Origin of the sequence: Brevundimonas sp. GCM10030266 (assembly GCF_042666595.1) — a bacterium.
GTDB lineage: Bacteria > Pseudomonadota > Alphaproteobacteria > Caulobacterales > Caulobacteraceae > Brevundimonas.
This window is the reverse complement of sequence record NZ_JBHTCY010000002.1, coordinates 426,773-443,788: the sequence shown is the minus strand read 5'-3', so window position 1 is coordinate 443,788 and position 17,016 is coordinate 426,773. Positions and strand designations below refer to the sequence as shown.

The window sequence follows — 17,016 nt, the reverse complement described above, 5'->3', positions numbered from 1 at the left end:
CGGACGAACGCCTAGCGACGAGGGCTGTGTTCAAGCACCAGTCGGCCAGCCAACTCCCTCAGAAAAACGGGGACCGGATCGTTGAACAACTGGCCGAGAGCGCCGGTTTGGGTGCGGACCATGTTCGCCGCGACCCCGCTGGCTTCGCCAGAAAACAGGAACTCGCCGCTGACGGGATCAATTGACACGCCGTCGAGGCCTTCGCCGAAGAAGTCCATGCCGGCTGCCGCCTCGTTCAGCTCCTGCTCTTCGGGGGACAGTTCCGCGTCATCCGCGTCGATGGCGGTCCGGGACGTCGCCAGATTCAGGCCGTCGAACACGCCCTTGATGTTCTGCAGCATCTCGGTGTTGCGCTGCCAACTAGACGCCGCACCAACGGGGCCGGCGCACAGGTAGCTGATGAGGAATTCCGCGGCGTCGGTCGCCCCGCTCGAAACGCGAACAGCATCGGCCACCTTCTCGCGCAGGCAGGCTTCGGCGTTCGTGAGCGCGGGTGGGCGAGGCGTATCCTGCATCGGCGCGGTCGTTATCGCGACGGCGATCAAGGCATTTGTCAGCATTTGAGTTCTCCCCCGAGATCAGCAACCCGGCAAGCCTAGCGAGCCTGCGGTGTATGTCGAGGGGTATGGTCCGGGCCGGAATTGAGCGAGGGGACGAAGGGCTACGGCGAACCGCTGCTCCTCGTCCCCTCGCCAAGTCCGGGTTGGACTTGGCCGTTGAGGTTCCGGACCCTGGCTTCGGCATCAGCAGGGCGAACCCCGGTGATGGTCAGCTGTATCCTGTCGCGCTCAGGGTCCCCGGCGTTCCGCAGGTCCAGCCCGCGCCGTCCTTCGATCCCGATCCGGTTCCCGTCCGGTTCCGCATCCGACCGAAGTCGTCAGCGTCCCCCTGGGGCCTTGATCCTGCCTCCCGCCCGTTACGATCCGAAGATCGCCCGAAGCGTCGGGTCAGAGAGCCGGGCCGGTTCGCCTTGAGCCCCGGGTCTCCCCGGTTTTCCGCGCCGCCGTGTCCCTCGGCCTGATCAAGTTCGCTCCAAATCCGGGATCCAGCAAGCAGCCCGAATGCTCCGCTTGTGGATCAATTCAGGGATAAAACTTGTCCAATCCCTGTATCAAGAATTCCAGATCGGCAATTTTCTTCGATATGTGAAGGTATTGCGACGTTATGCACAGGGCGGCGAAACAGGGTCAATTTTCGTCCGGAATGCCCCTGAATCCGGCTTCGCGGTCAGGGTTCGGGTCAGCCAGAGCCCGACATCGGTCATCGTTCGGCGGGCGAGCGGACCGCCGAAATGAACAAAGCCGTGCGGCGCCAGCGGCACCTCGATCAGTTCGGCCGGCGCGGCGGTCGACCAGGCCTCCGCCATCAGGACGCTGTCATCCCTGAGCGGGTCGAGATCGCCCGAGACGAACAGGGCGGGGGGAAGGTCACGCATCTCGGCATGGAGGGGCGAGACGTCCGGACGGCGGCGGCCTGCCTCGTCCCGGTCCGGCAGCAACCGGGCCATGTCGGCAGCCATTGTCGGACCGTTGAGAAGCAAGGTCTGGCGGTTGGCTGCCCGGACGGACGGTGTGCCCGACAGGTCAAAGACGCCGTAGATAAAGACGCAGCCCCGGAAGGCGGCGAAGCGGCCCCTGTCCCTGAGGGACAAGGCCGTAAGGGCGCCGAGGTGGGCGCCGGCGGACTCCCCGATCAGGAACAAGGCCTCTGTTCCGAAGCGCGATGCGGCATTGTCGGCCAGCCATAGTCCCGCCGTCAGGCAGTCCGCGATGGCGTGATCAAGGAGGACGCCTCGACGTTCGCTGAGCAGGCGATAGTCCACCGAGACCACGGCCAGGCCGGTTTCGGCGACGAGGCTGGCGTTCAGATGATCATTCAGGCCGGCGCTGCCGACGACCCAGCCGCCGCCATGCATATCCAGAATGACCCCGCGTGGCGGGCCGGGCGGGTGAAGGATGCGCAGCGAGACCTCTCCGTCGGAGGACGGGATACGCAGGGTCTCGACCCTTATGCCGCGCCGTTTCAGCCAGGCGGCGGTCACAGTCTGGGCGGCGCCGCCCAGTCTGGCGCTGGCCCACTGGCCGGCTTCCAGTCGCCAGTTGTCGGTCTTGAGGCGGGGCATGAGCGCCAGGCCGGCATTGATCCGGGCGGCTGTGCGGCGTTCTGACGGCGTCAGTTCGACTCGGTGGACAGTGGCGACCATCAGGAGACGCTAGGCCGGTTCGGCGAACGTGGCGATGCGGCGTCGGGCCGCCGTCAGCCGGCGAGGGCGGCCTTCTTCTCTTCGAGCTCCAGCCATTCCAGTTCGATCTCCTCGAGCTGGGTGCGCGCCTTCTCCGCCGCCTTCATCGCCTTGTCGAAGGCGGAGGGATCGCGGCTGTAGAGGTCGGGATCGGAGAGGATGGCGTCCTGCTTCGCGATCTCGGCCGGCAGGGTTTCCAACAGACCCTCGATTTCCTTCAGGCGGTGGACGTCCTTGAAGGACATCTTGCCGGGCTTCTTCGGCGTCGCGGCGAGGGAGGCGGGGGCGGGATTGGCCTCGGCGCGCCTCGCCGCTTCCTTGTCCTGCGGACGCGGATTGGCGCCGGGCTGGAGGAAGCCGGGGTTCTGGCGGATGAAGTCGGTCCATCCACCGGGCGTCTCGACGATATCGCCGCGCCCGTTCATGGCGATGGTCGAGGTGGCGAGGCGATCCACGAAATCCCGGTCGTGGCTGACCAGAATCAGGGTGCCGTCATAGCTCTCCAGCAGCTCTTCCAGCTTCTCGAGCGTGTCCATGTCGAGGTCGTTGGTCGGCTCGTCGAGGATCAGCATGTTGGCCGGCTTGGCCAGGGCGCGGGCCAGCAGGAGCCGGTTCCGTTCACCGCCCGACAGGGTCGAGATCGGCTGGCGCAGCTGGGCTTCCTGGAACAGGAAGTCCTTGGCGTAGGCGGCGACGTGTTTGGAGTGGCCGCGCACGAGGATGGAGTCGCCGCCGCCGGGGGTCAGGGCGTCCCACAGGGTCATGTCGGACTTCAGGCCCTCGCGGGACTGGTCGAGATAGACCGGTTCGAGGTTCGCGCCGAGGCGCACCGTGCCTTCGTCGGGCGCGAGTTCGCCGAGCAGGACCTTCACCAGCGTGGTCTTGCCCGCGCCGTTGGGGCCGACGATGGCGAGACGGTCGCCCCGGATGACCCGGGTGGTCAGGCCCTTGAAGATGGTGCGGTCGCCGAAGCGCTTGGTGACGCCCTTGAGGTCGGCGACCAGCTTGCCGGAGGTCGCGCCGCTGTCGACGCCGAGGTGGAGTTCGCGCGGCAGATCCTTGACCCGTTCAGCGCGGTCGGCGCGCATGGCCATGAGGGCGCGGGCGCGGCCCTCGTTGCGGGTGCGCTGGGCGGTGATGGAGCGGTAGAAGGTGTAGGTCTCGGCCTCGATCTTCTTGGTCAGGCGACGGAGGGACTCGGCTTCCTCCTCCATGACCTTGGCGGCCCATTCGTCAAAAGCGACGAAGCCTTTGTCGAGGGTGCGGACCTTGCGGCCTTCAAGCCAGTGCACCGACTGGGTGACGCGGTTGAGGAAGGCGCGGTCGTGGCTGACGACCAGAACGGCGAAACGGGCCGAAAGCAGCTCGTTCTCAAGCAGTTCGATGGCGAGGATATCGAGGTGGTTGGTCGGCTCGTCGAGGAGCAGCAGGTCGGGCTCTTCGGCGAAGGCCTTGGCCAGGGCGGCGCGGCGGGTCTCGCCACCCGACAGGTTGACGGCCGGCTTGTTCGGATCGAGCCCGAAGGTGGTGAGCCAGCTTTCGGCCGTCCAGCGCTCGGCGTCGCCGGACGCGGCGTAGTCCAGCAGGGTTTCGCCCCTGATGTCCGGCTCCTGCGGGACATAGGCGAAGCGGGTGCCAGCCTGCACCGAACGGTCGCCGGCGTCCGGCTCGATCAGGCCCATGACCAGCTTCATCAGGGTGGACTTGCCCGCGCCGTTGCGACCGACGAGGGCGGCGCGGGTGCGCGGCTCGATGGCCATGTCGACGCCGTCGAACAATGGGCGTTGACCATCCTGAAGACGGACATCCTTGAGAGCGACGAGGGGGGGACGGGCAGCCATGGCGGGCCATATAGCGACCATCCCTGCGTTCGGCCATTGGCGTTGACGCATCAGGCGGGGCGCGATGTAGTCGCGATCGAACGGAACAGAGGCTGCGGATGACGAGCGCGGAAGGCCGGTTGCGGCCAGCAAGGCCCCGGCCGGGACGGATCTTCTATCTGGTCGCCCTGCTGCCGATGATCCTCGGCTTCGCCGCCATGGGCGTGATCCTGGCGACCCAACTGCCGAAGATGAAAGACGGCCTACAGCAGATTGTCGTTCCCGGCGCGCGCGAGGTGGCCCTCGAGCCGGGAACGCACACGGTCTTTCTGGAGACACGCAGCGTCGTCGAAGGGCGGGCGTATGTGGTCGATGAGGTTCCCGGTCTTCAGGTCCGGGTCGAAGATGCTGAGGGCGCGTCGGTCGCCCTGAGCGATCCCGCGGCATCCTCCACATACAGCCTCGGTGGGCGGCAGGGGCGTTCGATCGGCGCGTTCCGGATCGAGCAGGCCGGGATTTATCGAGTCAGCGCCGACTACGGCGAGGGTGGTGGTCCGCAGGCGGTCATCGCGGTCGGGCGGGATTTCATCGGCGGCTTGCTGATCTCCATCTTCTCCTCTCTGGGCGCGGTGTTCGCTGGGCTGGGCCTGACAGTCGGGCTGGCGATCTGGATCTATGTCAGCCGGCATCGCGCGAGAGCCGGCGACTGAGCGACACGCCGCCGCAGCGGAGGTTGGTTGACGCTTACCGTCTGGATGGTATGTAGTGGAAATGGATACGCTGACCCGCCGCCGCGCGCCCGAAACCACGCGCGCAGAGATCATCGACAGGGCGCTGGAAGTCGCCGCCGAGGTTGGGGCGATGGGCTTCACGCTCGATGCCGTGGCCGCACGGACATCGGTCAGCAAGGGCGCGTTGCTGCATCATTTTCCGACGAAGCTGGCCTTGCTGGAAGGTCTGACGGACCATCTGGCGGACATGTTCTGTGAGGCGGTTCTGGCCGAGGCGGCGCGTGATCCGCAGCCCTATGGGCGCCATGCCCGCGCCTATCTGCGGGTGACGATCAACGATGCGGTGACGGCCTGCGACGTCTCGATCGGACGCGCCATGCTGGTCGCTTGCGCGATTGAGCCCTCGCTGCGGACCCGGTGGTCGGACGGCGTCAGACGGGTCAAGGAAGAGGATCCGACCGATCCGGTCGGGGCGGACGACGCCCTGTTGCTCCGACTGGTCGCCGACGGGCTCTGGATGTCGGACCTGTTCGGAATCCACGACGTGTCGCCGGCCCAGAGGCAGGCGCTGCTGTCGCTGCTGACGCCTGGCCAGACGCTGATGGAAGCAGCCTGATGAACCCGACGACCTGGGCGGCCCTGCTGGGCGCTATCGCGTTCGAGGTGGTCGGCACCACCTTGCTGCAGAAGTCGGAGCAGTTCAGCCGGCTGTGGCCGACGCTGGGGCTGGCGGTCTGCTACCTGACCGCCTTCTACCTGCTGAGCCTCGCCCTGCGGCAGATTCCGGTTGGGCTGGCCTATGCGATCTGGAGCGGCCTGGGCGTGGTGGCGATCGCGACCATCGGCGTGGTCCTGTTCAAGCAGAAGCTGGACCTGCCCGCCATCGCCGGGCTGGGGCTCATCGTGACCGGGGTGCTGGTCATCAACCTGTTCTCGAAGAGCGTCAGCCACTGAGGCCCGGCTAGCGACGGCCGTTCTTCCGGGTCGGTCGGGACAGAAGCTGGTCGAGGCGGGGCGCCGCTTCCGTTACGAAGGTCAGCAGGGCGCCGCCGGCCAGCCACGCGCCGGCCGCGACGAAGGTCGCCGAGGCCATGACCGTGTAGGGCGCGAACCAGACCGCGACCGCGCAGGGGAGCCAGCCGAACCGCATCCAGTTGAACCACAGAGTCTGGGCGGCCAGGGACTGGATCAGGCGGATCGGACGGGCGGCGAGGATCATGAGGATGAGGGCCGCGGCGGCGACGGTCCTGAGGCTCCAGTCGTTGTCGGGAACCGGAACGGTGGCGACGGCGACCGTTGCGGCCACCGTGGCGATGGCCAGCATGGTGGCGGTGATCTGCCGTCGGCCGTGAGACAGGTTGAGCCAGGCGTCCTCCAGCGCCGGGCGTCCGTGGTGCGCCACAAGCGTCACACCCGTCGCGACCCAGCAGAGGCTGACCCAGGGCGCGCCGTGGGCGTGGACGACCAGCCAGCCGAGCGGAATCATCGCCATGAAGAAGCCGGCTCTCAGGCCGTTCCGGCTTTCCTCGAAATGGGCGTTGGTGATGCTCGTCCAGGCGACCAGCGGGCCCAGGATGAGCCACCAGGCCGCGACCCAGGGAAGATCGCCGGGAATGACCGACGAGACGAGTAGAACGATCACGGCGACCGGGGCCCAGCCGAGCCGGATCCACGCAGGTCGGGTCCAGACCCGTCCGTCATCTCGCCACCGCCGCCGCGGGCGAACGAGGCCGTAAAGCCAGACGGCTCCCAGCCCTGTGAGGACCGACAGCGCCAGAACCCAGAGGGCGAGGGCGTCGATCAGGTCCGGTGGTCCGAACAACTCCGCCGACATTCCCAGGCCGGTGAAGAGCAGGGGAAGCGTCAGGAGCGCCCAGAGGAAGATCGCGGGAAAGATCGGCGCTCTCTGCCGCCGGCGCCATCTTTCCATCGCTTTGGGATCGGTCTGGGGAAGCAGGCCGGCGAGGTCGTAGTCGAGGCGGTCGAGCAGGGCGCTGACCCTGGCTTCAAGTCCGAGGGTGAAGCGCTCGCGGAGGCGGCTCTGGAGCGTTGCAGGCTTGCTGAGCGCCCGCCAGGCCGCGTGATCCGGGGAGTTGCTCTGCTGGAGATGACGAAGGACAGCGGTGGTCTCCCGTCGCTGCAACACCATGGAAGCATGGCTCAGGTCGACGCCAATCCGACGATTATCCCAGCCGAAGAACTGGATCAGCGGCTCGACGAGATCGTCCGCCACCGGCCCGGCGCCGCCGATCGTCCACGCGAGCCAGTGTTCGGTCTGGATGTGCGTCTGAAGGGAGTCCATCGCCGGAGACCGGAAGATCGCCAGCATGGCCGAGAGGGCGGAGTGACGATCCCCGTCGGGATGGGACAGCAGGTGCGTGAGGCGGTCGCAGAGCGCCCTGTGGGACTGGACCAGCTCATGTTCGCGATCCAGTTCGGCGCGGATGTCCGCGGCGTCTTCCGAGGCAGGAGCGGGCGCGCCGATAGTCCAGTCCTGCGTGGAGCGCGACGGACGGGGCGCGGGTTCCTCGATCGGTGACGGCGGAACCTCCGGGCGGGTCCAGCGACGGGAGGCCTCGATATCGGGCCAGACACCGTCGAAATCGTCATCCTCGTCGTCATCGACGTCGTCCGAATACGCCCGCGGCACGGCCCAGCCATTCCGGGCCATGTCGGTGGCCTGATCGAAGGCGGCGCGGAGGTCCTGGAAACCCTCCGGGTCATCTTCAGGATGGACGATCTTCAGCCGTCGGGCGTAGGCGCGCCGGATCTCGTTGACGTCATTGGTGGGGTCGATGCCGAGCGTGGCCCAGATCGAGCCCCTCACAGCCAGGTCTCGCCCTCGAAGCGGTCGAGCACCTCGCTCAGCCGGGTGCGGGCCTGCTCGATGTCGCGAGGATCCTGACGCTCGAGGGCGCCTTCGAACAGCTGGATCTCGCCGGCGATGAACTGACGATCATTGCCGAGACTTTCCTCGTAGCAGCGGTTGGCGCGCGCCATGACCGCCTTGTTGGCGTCCGCGTCCCGGGGGTGCTGTTTGAGAGCCGCGAGAACCGCGCGGCGCTTCTCGAAGTCCTCGTTGTTCTTCACCGCCTCATCAGCGATGACCAGTTCGCGTCGCTCGCCGGTCTTCGGGATGTGGACATCGACTTCCAGAAGGCCGTTGATGTCGTAGCTGAAGCGGACTTCGATCTGGACCGAGCCGGGCGGGCCGGACGGGATCGGCACTTCCAGTTTGCCGAGTTCGATGTTGTCCGCGAGGTTTCGCGACTCGCCCTGATAGACAGGGATATCGACCACCCGCTGGTTGGCGGAACTGTTGGCGTAGTACTGAACGCGACTGGCGGGAATGACGGTGTTGCGCTCGATAATCGGCGAAAGGGTCGCCGGGAGCCAGCGGCCGTTCGCATCCTGATCGCTGGCGGCGATGCCCAGGGTGTAGGGACAGACGTCAGTCATGACGACTTCCTTGAGGGCGACGTCGCGGGCCTTCAGGCCGGCCTGTACGGCGGCGCCCACGGCGACAGCCTCGTCCGGATTGACGGCATTGGCCGGGAAGCGGCCGAACATGCGGGTGATGGCCCGGCGGACCAGCGGCATGCGGGTCGAGCCGCCGACCAGAATGATCTCGGACAGTTCATCGGCGCGCAGGTTTGCATCCCGGAGCGAGCGAAGGACCGGATCGCGAAGGCGGGTGATAAGCCCGGCGGCAAGAGCCTCGAAGTCGTCCGCGGTCACCTGCCGTTCGTAGGTCCTGTCCTTCCAGGTGACGGACATGGTCGCCGAGGGCGCGTCGGTCAGGGCACGACGGGCGCGCTCGGCCGCGTGGCGGATGCGCTCGCGAAGAAGGGGATCGGCGCGGTCCTTCTCGGGCACTTCCTTGCCGGCGGTGCGACGGAATTCCTCGCACAGGATGTCGTTGAAGTCCTCGCCGCCGAGCCGGTTGTCGCCGGTCGAGGCGCGCACCTCGATGATGCCCTCGAAGATCTCGAGCACGGAGACGTCGAAGGTGCCGCCGCCGAGATCGAAGACGAGGAAGCGGCTGGCGTCGCCCAGTTCGTGAATGCCGTAGGCGAGGGCGGCGGCGGTCGGCTCGTTGAGCAGGCGCTCGACCTTCAGGCCGGCCAGTTCGCCGGCGCGTCGTGTGGCCTTGCGCTGCTTGTCGTTGAAGTAGGCCGGAACGGTGATGACGGCCTCGGTCACCGGCTGGCCGAGCCAGGCCTCGGCGTCCGACTTCAGGCGGGCCAGGACCAGGGCGGACAGTTCCTCGGCGGTGAAATCCTTCTTGCCCAGCCGGGTCACCCGGTTGGAGCCCATGTAGCGTTTGAAGGCCGTGGCGGTCAGTTCAGGGTGCGTCGATTGCCGCTCGCGGGCCGCGAGGCCGGTGATCACCTCACCGGTGGTCTCATCGAAGCTGACCGCGGACGGGGTGAGGATGTGACCCAGGCTGTTGGGGATCAGCTCCGCCTTGCCATCCCGGAAGACGCCGACCGCACTATTGGTCGTGCCCAGATCAATCCCGATAATCACGCCTATCCCCCGAAGAAGCCGTGACTTTTTCTAGCGTGGCCACGGCCTTGGGGAAAGTGCGTGGGCGACACAACGGGCTGATCGGCGTATGGAGCCGCCGATGACCGCCTTCTGGGACACAAAGACCCTCGATCAGATGACCCGCGAGGAGTGGGAGAGCCTGTGCGACGGGTGCGGCCTGTGTTGCCTGGTCCGGTTCGAGGACGAGGATACGGGCGAGGTGATACCCACGCGGGTTCACTGCAAGCTGTTTGACCCGGTGCGCTGCACCTGTTCGGACTATGCCAACCGCAAGCAGCATGTGCCGGATTGCATCAAGCTGACCCCGTGGAACATCGAGGCGCTGGAGTGGATGCCCAAGTCCTGCGCCTATCGTCGCCTGCATGAGGGACGGACGCTGGCGCCCTGGCACCACCTGATCTCGGGGAGCCGCGAAACGGTGCATGAGGCCGGGGTGTCGGTGAAGGGGCAAACCGTTTCGGAGCTGGCGCTGAAGGAGCCGGAAGACGCGCTCGACTTCGAGGCGCCGGAGTGGCGCGAGGAGCGCGGCGTCTGAGTTCGGCCGAACTCACGCGAGGAAGTCCCACGTGATCAAGCGCTTGTAAAAAAGAGTCCGCGATCTTCCAGCAGTCGGACGCTGGCGGTGCATACTTTGGGCATGACGGGAAAGACCGACAGGGCCGAGGCGGCCCCGGTCCCGCTCCACGGAGATCATCATGCTGAACTGGCGACGGCCCTTCGGGGACCGCCGGCGCATCGCCGCGCCTGAAACCAAGGACAGCCGGGTCGGCGCCCTGATCGCGGTCGGCAGCGGTGGACGGGCTCGCTGGACGCCGAGGGATCTGGCCAGTCTGACGGCGGCCGGTTTCACGCAGAACCCGGTGGCCTACCGTTGCGTCCGCATGATCGCGGAAGCCGCGGCGGCGACCCCGCTGGCGGTGTTCGTGGATGGCGTTCGCGACGAGACGCATCCGCTGGCGGATTTGCTGGGCCGGCCCAATCCGGAGCAGTCGGGCGTTGAGTGGCTGGAGGGCGTCTATGGCGCGCTGCAGACCGCGGGGAACGCCTATGTCGAAGCCGCCGGAACGGAGGCGCCGGAAGAGTTGTGGTCCCTGAGGCCTGACCGGATGAAGGTCGTGCCCGGGCGCAGCGGATGGCCGGACGCCTATGAGTATGCGCTGAATGGCCGGTCGGTGACGTTCGGGCGGGCGTCGGACGGTTGGATGCCGGTCCTGCACCTGAAGCTGTTTCATCCACTGGATGACCACTACGGCTTCTCGCCCCTGGAGGCCGCGTCCTTTTCCATCGACGTGCACAACGCTTCCGGCCAGTGGAACAAGGCGCTGCTGGACAACTCGGCGCGACCGTCCGGGGCGCTGGTGTTCACCGCGCGGGAAGGCGAGCGGCTGACGGACGAGCAGTTCACGGCGCTGAAGGGCCAGATCGATGACCTGCACAGCGGGGTCGCCAATGCCGGCCGGCCGCTGGTGCTGGAAGGTGGAATGGACTGGAAGCCGCTGAGCTGGACGCCGGCGGACATGGATTTCATCGCCGGAAAGCATGCGGCGGCCCGGGAGATCGCCCTGGCGTTCGGGGTGCCGCCGCAATTGCTGGGCATCCCCGGAGACGCGACCTACGCCAACTATCGCGAGGCCAACACGGCCTTCTGGCGAGGGACCATCGCGCCGCTGGTGCGCAAAACAGCGGCGGCGTTGACGGTGTGGCTGGGCGGGCGGTTCGACGGGGTGCGGATTGAGCCCGATCTGGACGCCGTGCCCGCCCTGCAGCCCGAACGGGAGGCGCTGTGGGCGCGTCTGGAGGCGGCGAGCTTCCTGACCGACGAGGAACGGCGACGCATGGCCGGGCTGGGAGACTGACCGATGGACAGTTTGCGAAAGATTCCGGTGGCGCTGATCACCGCCCTGGTCGTGCAGACGATCGGCGGGCTGGTCTGGGCGGGCGGAGCGGCGGCCCGGATCGCGACGCTGGAGGAACGGGTCGGCGAGCAACGGCTGGTCGCGGAACGTCTGGCGCGCCTCGAAGCCCAGGGTGAAGCGACGCGGGCTGCGGTCGAGCGGATCGAACAAAGGCTGGAGGCACGGCGATGACGGAGGCCGTGGCGGACGCCGGCTTGCTGATCGAGGGCTATGCCTCCCTGTGGGGCGTCGCGGACCTGAACCGGGACGTGGTGGCTCCGGGCGCCTTTGCGAACAGTCTGGCGAAAACCGGAGCCGGCGGCGTGCGGATGCTGCACCAGCACGAAGGCCGCGCCATCGTCGGAGTGTGGGAGCATATGCAGGAGGACGAGCGGGGTCTGTTCGTGCGCGGCCGCATCCGGGACTGGTCCGCCGAGGCGCGGTTCGCCGGGGCGCTGGCGCGGGCGGGGGGCATGGATGCGCTGTCGATCGGGTTCCGGGCTGTCCGGGCCAGACGGGAGGGCGCGCTGCGCGTGCTGACCGAGGTGGACCTCTGGGAGGTGTCGCTGGTGACCTTCCCGATGCTGCCGGGCGCGCGGTTCAGTCTTTCCCGGTAGAGGCGGCGGTCCAGCCGTCGACAACCTTGCGAACCCTCGCCAGCACCTTCGGGTCTTTCACTGTTCGCCCAACGATGAGGGCGAAGAAGACGCCGAAGGCGAAGGGGAGCTGGAAGACGAAAACGAGAAGCAGGGCCGTCACGCCGATTAGCGCCCAGAGACCGATCAGCAGGGTCATCTGATCGACGACGACCGGCTCGGCGGGCTGCGGCGACCGGGTGGGAAGATGCGGTGCGGGGATATCTGCCTTCCGGACCTGCTGCGGGGCGTCGACGGTCTTCACCGCAGGAGGGACCGCGACCGCGGTCGGACGGGGCGTATCGTTCCGGCGTTGCAGGTCACGCGCAGGGCTGGGCGGCGCCGATCGGGCGGGCTCGAACGAGATGGAACGGCCCGATGCATCGACCGTGAAGACCTGATTGAAGGTCACGGTCGCGAAATCGATTGCGCGGGTGTCCTGGCCGTAGCTGTCGCCCAGGAGGCCGAGCAGGACGCCGTGACGGACGCGGGCCTTGAAGGCGATAGCATCGGGCAGGGATCCGACCATGGCGTGGACCGTGCCGAGATCGCCGGTGGGACCGGATGACGGGGCCGCACCGGCCCGATCCACGATCATTTCCGTGAACAGGCCGAAGCCGGAGTTCACCCGCTGATTGGGGCGGCTGCCCTCGAACTGGCCGGCGAGGTCAGGAATTTCCGCGCGCAGATCATGGGCCAGGGCGTTCATCACCGTGCGCTCAAGACGGCTGTAGCGGCTCATCGGGCGCAACCCGATGACGCGCAGGCGAAGCCGATCAGGCGATGAGTTTCGGGGCGATGCACGCCCTGACCCTAACCGCGTTCCGCGGTTCTTCAACCGGAGACACCATGAAAGAGACCAAACAGGCCCCGGCCACGCCGGAGGCTCGCGCCGCCATGCATGAAATGATGGCGGCGTTCGAGGCGTTCAAAGGCGCAAATGACGCACGGCTGGACGAGATCGAGCGGAAGGCGTCGGCGGACACGCTGCTGGAGGAAAAGGTGGCGCGTATCGATCAGGCGGTCAGCAGCGCCCAGGCGCGACTGGACCGGGCACTGAGCGAACAGCGCCGCACGCCGATCGGCGGTGAACCGAAAGCCGTTGAGGCGCCGGAAGCGAAGGCGGCGTTCGACGGCTATCTGCGCGCCGGGCAGGCGCTGGAGGTGAAGGCGGGACTGTCGTCCGCGTCCAACTCGGCCGGCTATGTCGTGCCGGAGCAGACCGAACGGGCGATCGAGCGCCGCCTGATGGCCGGCTCGCCGATGCGCGACATCGCCACGGTGCGCACGGTGCAGGCGGGCGTGTTCCGCAAGCCGGTGTCCATCGCGGGTGTCGGATCGGGCTGGGTCGCCGAGACGGCGGCGCGACCGGAGACGGATCCGGCGACGCTTTCGCTGCTCGAGTTTCCGGCGGCCGATCTCTATGCCTGTCCGGCGGCGACCCAGTCCCTGCTGGATGACGCCCTGGTCGATCTGGATGAATGGCTGGCCGCCGAGGTGGAGGACGCCTTCGCCGCGCAGGAGACGCAGGCCTTCGTCACCGGCGACGGAACCAACAAGCCGCGGGGCTTCCTGAACTACGAGATCGTCAGCCAGGCGGACCATTCGTGGGGTGAGATCGGCTATGTGCCGTCCGGTGGCGCTGGCACCTTCGCGGCGACCCACGCGACCGATCGGCTGATCGATCTGATCTACGCGCCCAAGGCCCAGTACCGACCGAACGCCCGGTTCGTGATGAACCGACGGACGGTGTCGGCGGTGCGCAAGTTCAAGGACGCGGACGGCAACTACATCTGGCAACCGGCCCAGCGGGCGGGCGAGACGGCGTCGCTGCTGGGCTATCCTGTGACCGAGATCGAAACCATGCCGGACATCGCGGCCAATGCGCCGGCAATCGCCTTCGGTGACTTCCGCCGGGGCTATCTGATCGTGGATCGCGCCGGGGTCAGGGTGCTGAGGGATCCGTACTCCGCCAAGCCCTATGTGCTGTTCTACACCACGCGTCGTGTCGGCGGCGGGGTGCAGGATTTCGACGCCATCAAGGTGATGAAGTTCAGCGCGAGCTGACGGTCACGCCTTGTCCGCAGGCGGCGGGCCCAGGCCCGCCGCCGCAACGTCCAGACAATCGAGGTTCTCATGACCGCACCGGTGTCTCTCGCCGAGGCGAAGCAATTCCTGCGCGTCGAACACGGCGCGGAGGACGAACTGATCCAGACGCTGATCGAGGCCGCGCGACTGCGGGTCGAGGGGGATGTGGGGCTGGGCCTCACCTCGACCTCGCCCGCACCGCTGAGGCTGGCGATCCTGATGCTGACGCTGCGCGCCTATGAGCGGGGCGAAAGTGAAATGCCGATCCAGCCGGTCGAGGCCTGGCTTGCGCCGTATCGCGTGGTGCGGCTGTGAGCCCGCGCCGGAACCTGCTGGCCGAACTGTTCGAGGCCAACGAAGCGGAGACGCCTTATGGCGGCCGAAGCGTCACCTATGCGCCGATGGGCACGGCCTGGCTGAAGGTCGGTCAGGTCCGCAGGCGCGACCGGTCCGAGGCGGGCGGATCCATCGAGATCGAGAGCCTGACCGCCGAGGCGCGGTCGGACGCCCGGCTGTCTGCGGGCCGTGTGTTGAGGTTTGGCGGCGGCGACTGGCGTATCCGGTCCGGCGAAGTGGTCGGCGGGCGCAGCATCCTGAATCTGGAGCGACGGCCATGAGCCATGAACTGGCCCTGCAGAAGGGCATCATCGCGCGCCTCAGGTCCGATCCGGCGACACAGGCCCTGCTCGGAGACCGGATCTGGGACACGGCGCCATCGCCTCCGAGGTATCCGCATCTGACCTTCAGCCGTAGCGAGAGCCGTTCGCTCGGCGCGGATGGCGGCGCGATCGAGCATCTGCTGACCCTGACCATCGTATCGAGTTTCCTCGGTGGGGAGGAAGCCAAGGCGGCGATGGCGGCTGTCCGGTTGTGCCTGCAGGACGCGGTCGTGGAGGCCGACGCCGTGCGGGCCGTGAGCCTGGGCGTCCGGTTCACCGACGTCTGGCGCTCCTCCACCGGCCATCGAACCTATGCGGTCCTGCGCGTGCGGGCCGTGACCGAAGACATCTGACAATCGGAGACCGACATGAGCGCTCAGCGCGGCAAGGATATCCTACTGAAGATCGAAGGCGAGGGCGGCGGGTTCACGACCGTGGCCGGACTGAGGGCGAGAACGATCGCGCTCAATGCCCGAACCGTGGATGTCACGGATGGAGACAGCGCCGGCCGCTGGCGTGAGCTGCTGTCGGGCGCCGGGGTGCGAACGGCGGCCGTGAACGGGCAGGGCGTGTTCCGGGACGCGGCTTCGGACGCTCTGATCCGGGAGGCCTTCTTCAGCCAGGCAGCGAAGGTCTGGCGGCTGATCGTGCCGGACTTCGGCCAATTGGAGGGCCCCTTCCTCGTGGCCGCGCTGGAGTACGCCGGTGAGCACGAGGGCGAGGCGACCTTTGCGATCAGTCTGGCCAGCGCCGGCGAGATCGGGTTCGAGGCGCTGTGATGAACGGCGTGCGGGGTGAGGTGCGCGCCATGCTGGGCGGCGCCGAGCGCCAGCTTTGCCTGACGCTCGGCGCACTGGCGGAGATCGAGACCGTGCTGGGCGTGGACGGACTGAACGCCCTCGCCGCCCGCCTGAAGGCGCTGTCGGCGAGAGACCTGCTGGCGGTCCTGGCTGCCCTGCTGCGGGGCGGCGGGGAGGGGGATCTGGCAGTCCAGATCAGCGGTTTGAAGCTGGATCCAAGGGAGGCTGCGGAAGCCGTGTCCCGAGCCTTTCTGGCGGCGGCGGAATGAAGACGCCCTGGGGCGAGATGTTGCGCGCGGCGGCGCGGTCGGGCGTGACGCCGGCGGCTTTCTGGTCGCTGTCGCTGCGTGAATGGCGGCTGCTGACCTCCCCGGGCCGCCAGCATGAAGCGCTTTCACGGGACGTGTTCGAGAGACTGGCGGAGGCCTGGCCGGATGACTGACAATTTCGATCAGAATGGATCGAGCCTTGGGGTTCGCGAAATTGAAGAGGCCGCAGAGGCGCTGGAGAGCTTGCGGGAGCCTGCCGAACGGGCGGCCGAAGCGATCCAGGACGCCTTCGGGAAGGCGGGCGAGAGCATCGCACGGTCATTGGGGCGGGCGGCCGCGGACGGGGAAATTTCCCTCGCCGAACTGGCGCGGGCGCTGCTGTCCGTTCTGAACAGCGCCGGGAGCAGCGGCCTTTCGGACGCCATCGCGACGGCTGTGACGGGTGCGTTTTCCGGGAGCCGGGCGGACGGTGGTCCGGTGCAGGCAGGCGGCGCCTATCTGGTGGGCGAGCGCGGGCCGGAGGTTTTCCGTCCGGCGAGCGGCGGAAGCATTGAGGCTGTCGCCGGCGGCGTCACGGTCAATTTCCAGCTGGAAGGCGGGGCGCCGTCGATCCTGAGATCGGAATCCCAGATCGCCCAGATGCTGGCCCGGGCGGTGGCTCTGGGCGTGCGCCGCAGCTGACACATCGCATGGAGGGTTCGATGGCATTTCATGAGGTGCGCCTGCCCGCGCGGCTGGCGTTCGGATCGACCGGTGGTGTCGAGCGGCGCACGGAGGTGGTGACGCTCGGCTCCGGTCATGAGCGACGGTCAACGCCGTGGGCGTCGGGGCGACGGCGGTATCTGATCGGAGGCAATCTGCGCTCGCTGGACGACATGGCGACGCTGACCGCCTTCTTCGAGGCGCGCCGGGGACGGCTCTACGGATTCCGGTTCAAGGATTTCGCGGACTTCAAATCCTGCCCGCCCAACGGCGCGGTCAGTTCGAGTGATCAGGTCCTGGGAACTGGAGATGGTCAGCGAAGGCAGTTCCAGCTCGCGAAGACCTATGCCGACGATGAGGGCGGCTGGCGACGGGAGATCACCAAGCCGGTGGACGCCACGGTGATGGTGTCGGTGGACGGCGCGGAGACGACCGCCTTCTCGCTCGATCTCACCAGCGGCGTGATCACCCTCGAAACCGCGCCGGCGGAGGGGGAGGTCGTCAGAGCCGGGTTCGAGTTCGATACGCCGGTGCGCTTCGACGCGGATCGGATCGAGATGACCCTGGAGACCTTCGAGGCCGGACGGGTGAGCGCTGTGCCGCTGATAGAAGTCAGGATCTGAT

General features: G+C 67.5%; 22 protein-coding genes. 16 read left to right on the top strand and 6 right to left on the bottom strand.

Going from position 1 to position 17,016, the window contains the following annotated elements; genetic code table 11:
• Window positions 1-11 precede the first annotated feature (11 nt).
• The 3 genes from ACFQQC_RS08730 to ACFQQC_RS08720 form a co-directional block, all read right to left on the bottom strand.
• Window positions 12-560 (bottom strand): hypothetical protein, encoded by a 549-nt coding sequence (locus ACFQQC_RS08730; protein WP_376861670.1) that lies wholly within the window; start codon window positions 558-560, stop codon window positions 12-14.
• A gap of 602 nt (window positions 561-1,162) precedes the next feature.
• Entirely contained in the window at window positions 1,163-2,203 is a 1,041-nt protein-coding gene (locus ACFQQC_RS08725) for an alpha/beta hydrolase (RefSeq protein ID WP_376861668.1), read from the bottom strand.
• A gap of 53 nt (window positions 2,204-2,256) precedes the next feature.
• Window positions 2,257-4,104, bottom strand: coding sequence for an ABC-F family ATP-binding cassette domain-containing protein (locus tag ACFQQC_RS08720; protein WP_376861666.1), 1,848 nt, complete (start codon window positions 4,102-4,104; stop codon window positions 2,257-2,259).
• Window positions 4,105-4,181: 77 nt separating this feature from the next.
• Between ACFQQC_RS08720 and ACFQQC_RS08715 the strand changes: the two genes are divergently transcribed.
• The 3 genes from ACFQQC_RS08715 to ACFQQC_RS08705 all read left to right on the top strand — a co-directional run bounded on the left by ACFQQC_RS08715 (window position 4,182) and on the right by ACFQQC_RS08705 (window position 5,747).
• Window positions 4,182-4,772, top strand: a complete 591-nt coding sequence (locus ACFQQC_RS08715; protein ID WP_376861665.1) for a hypothetical protein — start codon at window positions 4,182-4,184, stop codon at window positions 4,770-4,772.
• Between the two features lie 61 nt (window positions 4,773-4,833).
• On the top strand, window positions 4,834-5,409 hold the full coding sequence (locus ACFQQC_RS08710; RefSeq protein WP_376861663.1) for a TetR/AcrR family transcriptional regulator: 576 nt from the start codon (window positions 4,834-4,836) through the stop codon (window positions 5,407-5,409).
• Window positions 5,409-5,747, top strand: coding sequence for a DMT family transporter (locus ACFQQC_RS08705; RefSeq protein ID WP_376861661.1), 339 nt, complete (start codon window positions 5,409-5,411; stop codon window positions 5,745-5,747). The genes ACFQQC_RS08710 and ACFQQC_RS08705 overlap by 1 nt, the downstream gene beginning before the upstream one ends.
• A gap of 7 nt (window positions 5,748-5,754) precedes the next feature.
• On the opposite strand, the gene ACFQQC_RS08700 is transcribed toward ACFQQC_RS08705, so the two are convergent.
• Window positions 5,755-7,620 carry a hypothetical protein gene (locus ACFQQC_RS08700; protein ID WP_376861659.1) on the bottom strand — a complete coding sequence of 622 codons (1,866 nt, stop codon included), beginning with the start codon at window positions 7,618-7,620 and terminating at the stop codon, window positions 5,755-5,757.
• Window positions 7,617-9,323 carry an Hsp70 family protein gene (locus ACFQQC_RS08695; protein ID WP_376861657.1) on the bottom strand — a complete coding sequence of 569 codons (1,707 nt, stop codon included), beginning with the start codon at window positions 9,321-9,323 and terminating at the stop codon, window positions 7,617-7,619. The genes ACFQQC_RS08700 and ACFQQC_RS08695 overlap by 4 nt, the downstream gene beginning before the upstream one ends.
• Before the next feature lie 88 nt (window positions 9,324-9,411).
• On the opposite strand from ACFQQC_RS08695, the gene ACFQQC_RS08690 reads away from it, so the two are divergent.
• The 4 genes from ACFQQC_RS08690 to ACFQQC_RS08675 all read left to right on the top strand — a co-directional run bounded on the left by ACFQQC_RS08690 (window position 9,412) and on the right by ACFQQC_RS08675 (window position 11,856).
• A complete protein-coding gene (locus ACFQQC_RS08690; RefSeq protein ID WP_376861655.1) occupies window positions 9,412-9,879 on the top strand; it encodes a YcgN family cysteine cluster protein in 468 nt (155 codons plus the stop codon).
• A 160-nt stretch (window positions 9,880-10,039) separates the two neighbouring features.
• Window positions 10,040-11,200 (top strand): phage portal protein, encoded by a 1,161-nt coding sequence (locus ACFQQC_RS08685; protein WP_376861654.1) that lies wholly within the window; start codon window positions 10,040-10,042, stop codon window positions 11,198-11,200.
• A 3-nt stretch (window positions 11,201-11,203) separates the two neighbouring features.
• Window positions 11,204-11,431, top strand: coding sequence for a hypothetical protein (locus ACFQQC_RS08680; RefSeq protein ID WP_376861652.1), 228 nt, complete (start codon window positions 11,204-11,206; stop codon window positions 11,429-11,431).
• The gene (locus tag ACFQQC_RS08675; RefSeq protein ID WP_376861650.1) at window positions 11,428-11,856 is read left to right on the top strand and encodes an HK97 family phage prohead protease; all 429 of its coding nucleotides are present in this window, start codon (window positions 11,428-11,430) and stop codon (window positions 11,854-11,856) included. Before ACFQQC_RS08680 ends, ACFQQC_RS08675 begins: the two co-directional genes overlap by 4 nt.
• Here ACFQQC_RS08675 and ACFQQC_RS08670 read toward each other — a convergent pair.
• Window positions 11,840-12,616 carry a hypothetical protein gene (locus ACFQQC_RS08670; protein WP_376861648.1) on the bottom strand — a complete coding sequence of 259 codons (777 nt, stop codon included), beginning with the start codon at window positions 12,614-12,616 and terminating at the stop codon, window positions 11,840-11,842. The two genes, ACFQQC_RS08675 and ACFQQC_RS08670, sit on opposite strands and share 17 nt — an antisense overlap.
• Before the next feature lie 107 nt (window positions 12,617-12,723).
• Between ACFQQC_RS08670 and ACFQQC_RS08665 the strand changes: the two genes are divergently transcribed.
• The 9 genes from ACFQQC_RS08665 to ACFQQC_RS08625 all read left to right on the top strand — a co-directional run bounded on the left by ACFQQC_RS08665 (window position 12,724) and on the right by ACFQQC_RS08625 (window position 17,015).
• Window positions 12,724-13,941 (top strand): phage major capsid protein, encoded by a 1,218-nt coding sequence (locus ACFQQC_RS08665; protein WP_376861646.1) that lies wholly within the window; start codon window positions 12,724-12,726, stop codon window positions 13,939-13,941.
• Between the two features lie 69 nt (window positions 13,942-14,010).
• The gene (locus ACFQQC_RS08660; RefSeq protein WP_376861644.1) at window positions 14,011-14,277 is read left to right on the top strand and encodes a head-tail connector protein; all 267 of its coding nucleotides are present in this window, start codon (window positions 14,011-14,013) and stop codon (window positions 14,275-14,277) included.
• On the top strand, window positions 14,274-14,579 hold the full coding sequence (locus ACFQQC_RS08655; protein WP_376861642.1) for a phage head-tail adapter protein: 306 nt from the start codon (window positions 14,274-14,276) through the stop codon (window positions 14,577-14,579). The genes ACFQQC_RS08660 and ACFQQC_RS08655 overlap by 4 nt, the downstream gene beginning before the upstream one ends.
• Window positions 14,576-14,974 carry a DUF3168 domain-containing protein gene (locus ACFQQC_RS08650; RefSeq protein ID WP_376861640.1) on the top strand — a complete coding sequence of 133 codons (399 nt, stop codon included), beginning with the start codon at window positions 14,576-14,578 and terminating at the stop codon, window positions 14,972-14,974. Before ACFQQC_RS08655 ends, ACFQQC_RS08650 begins: the two co-directional genes overlap by 4 nt.
• Before the next feature lie 15 nt (window positions 14,975-14,989).
• Window positions 14,990-15,400, top strand: coding sequence for a phage major tail protein, TP901-1 family (locus ACFQQC_RS08645; protein ID WP_376861638.1), 411 nt, complete (start codon window positions 14,990-14,992; stop codon window positions 15,398-15,400).
• Window positions 15,400-15,690, top strand: a complete 291-nt coding sequence (locus tag ACFQQC_RS08640; RefSeq protein WP_376861637.1) for a GTA-gp10 family protein — start codon at window positions 15,400-15,402, stop codon at window positions 15,688-15,690. Before ACFQQC_RS08645 ends, ACFQQC_RS08640 begins: the two co-directional genes overlap by 1 nt.
• On the top strand, window positions 15,687-15,863 hold the full coding sequence (locus tag ACFQQC_RS08635; protein ID WP_376861635.1) for a phage tail assembly chaperone: 177 nt from the start codon (window positions 15,687-15,689) through the stop codon (window positions 15,861-15,863). Before ACFQQC_RS08640 ends, ACFQQC_RS08635 begins: the two co-directional genes overlap by 4 nt.
• Window positions 15,856-16,371, top strand: a complete 516-nt coding sequence (locus tag ACFQQC_RS08630; RefSeq protein WP_376861633.1) for a phage tail tape measure protein — start codon at window positions 15,856-15,858, stop codon at window positions 16,369-16,371. The genes ACFQQC_RS08635 and ACFQQC_RS08630 overlap by 8 nt, the downstream gene beginning before the upstream one ends.
• Window positions 16,372-16,391: 20 nt before the next feature.
• Window positions 16,392-17,015, top strand: a complete 624-nt coding sequence (locus ACFQQC_RS08625) for a TIGR02217 family protein (protein ID WP_376862108.1) — start codon at window positions 16,392-16,394, stop codon at window positions 17,013-17,015.
• The last annotated feature ends 1 nt before the right edge of the window (window position 17,016 follow it).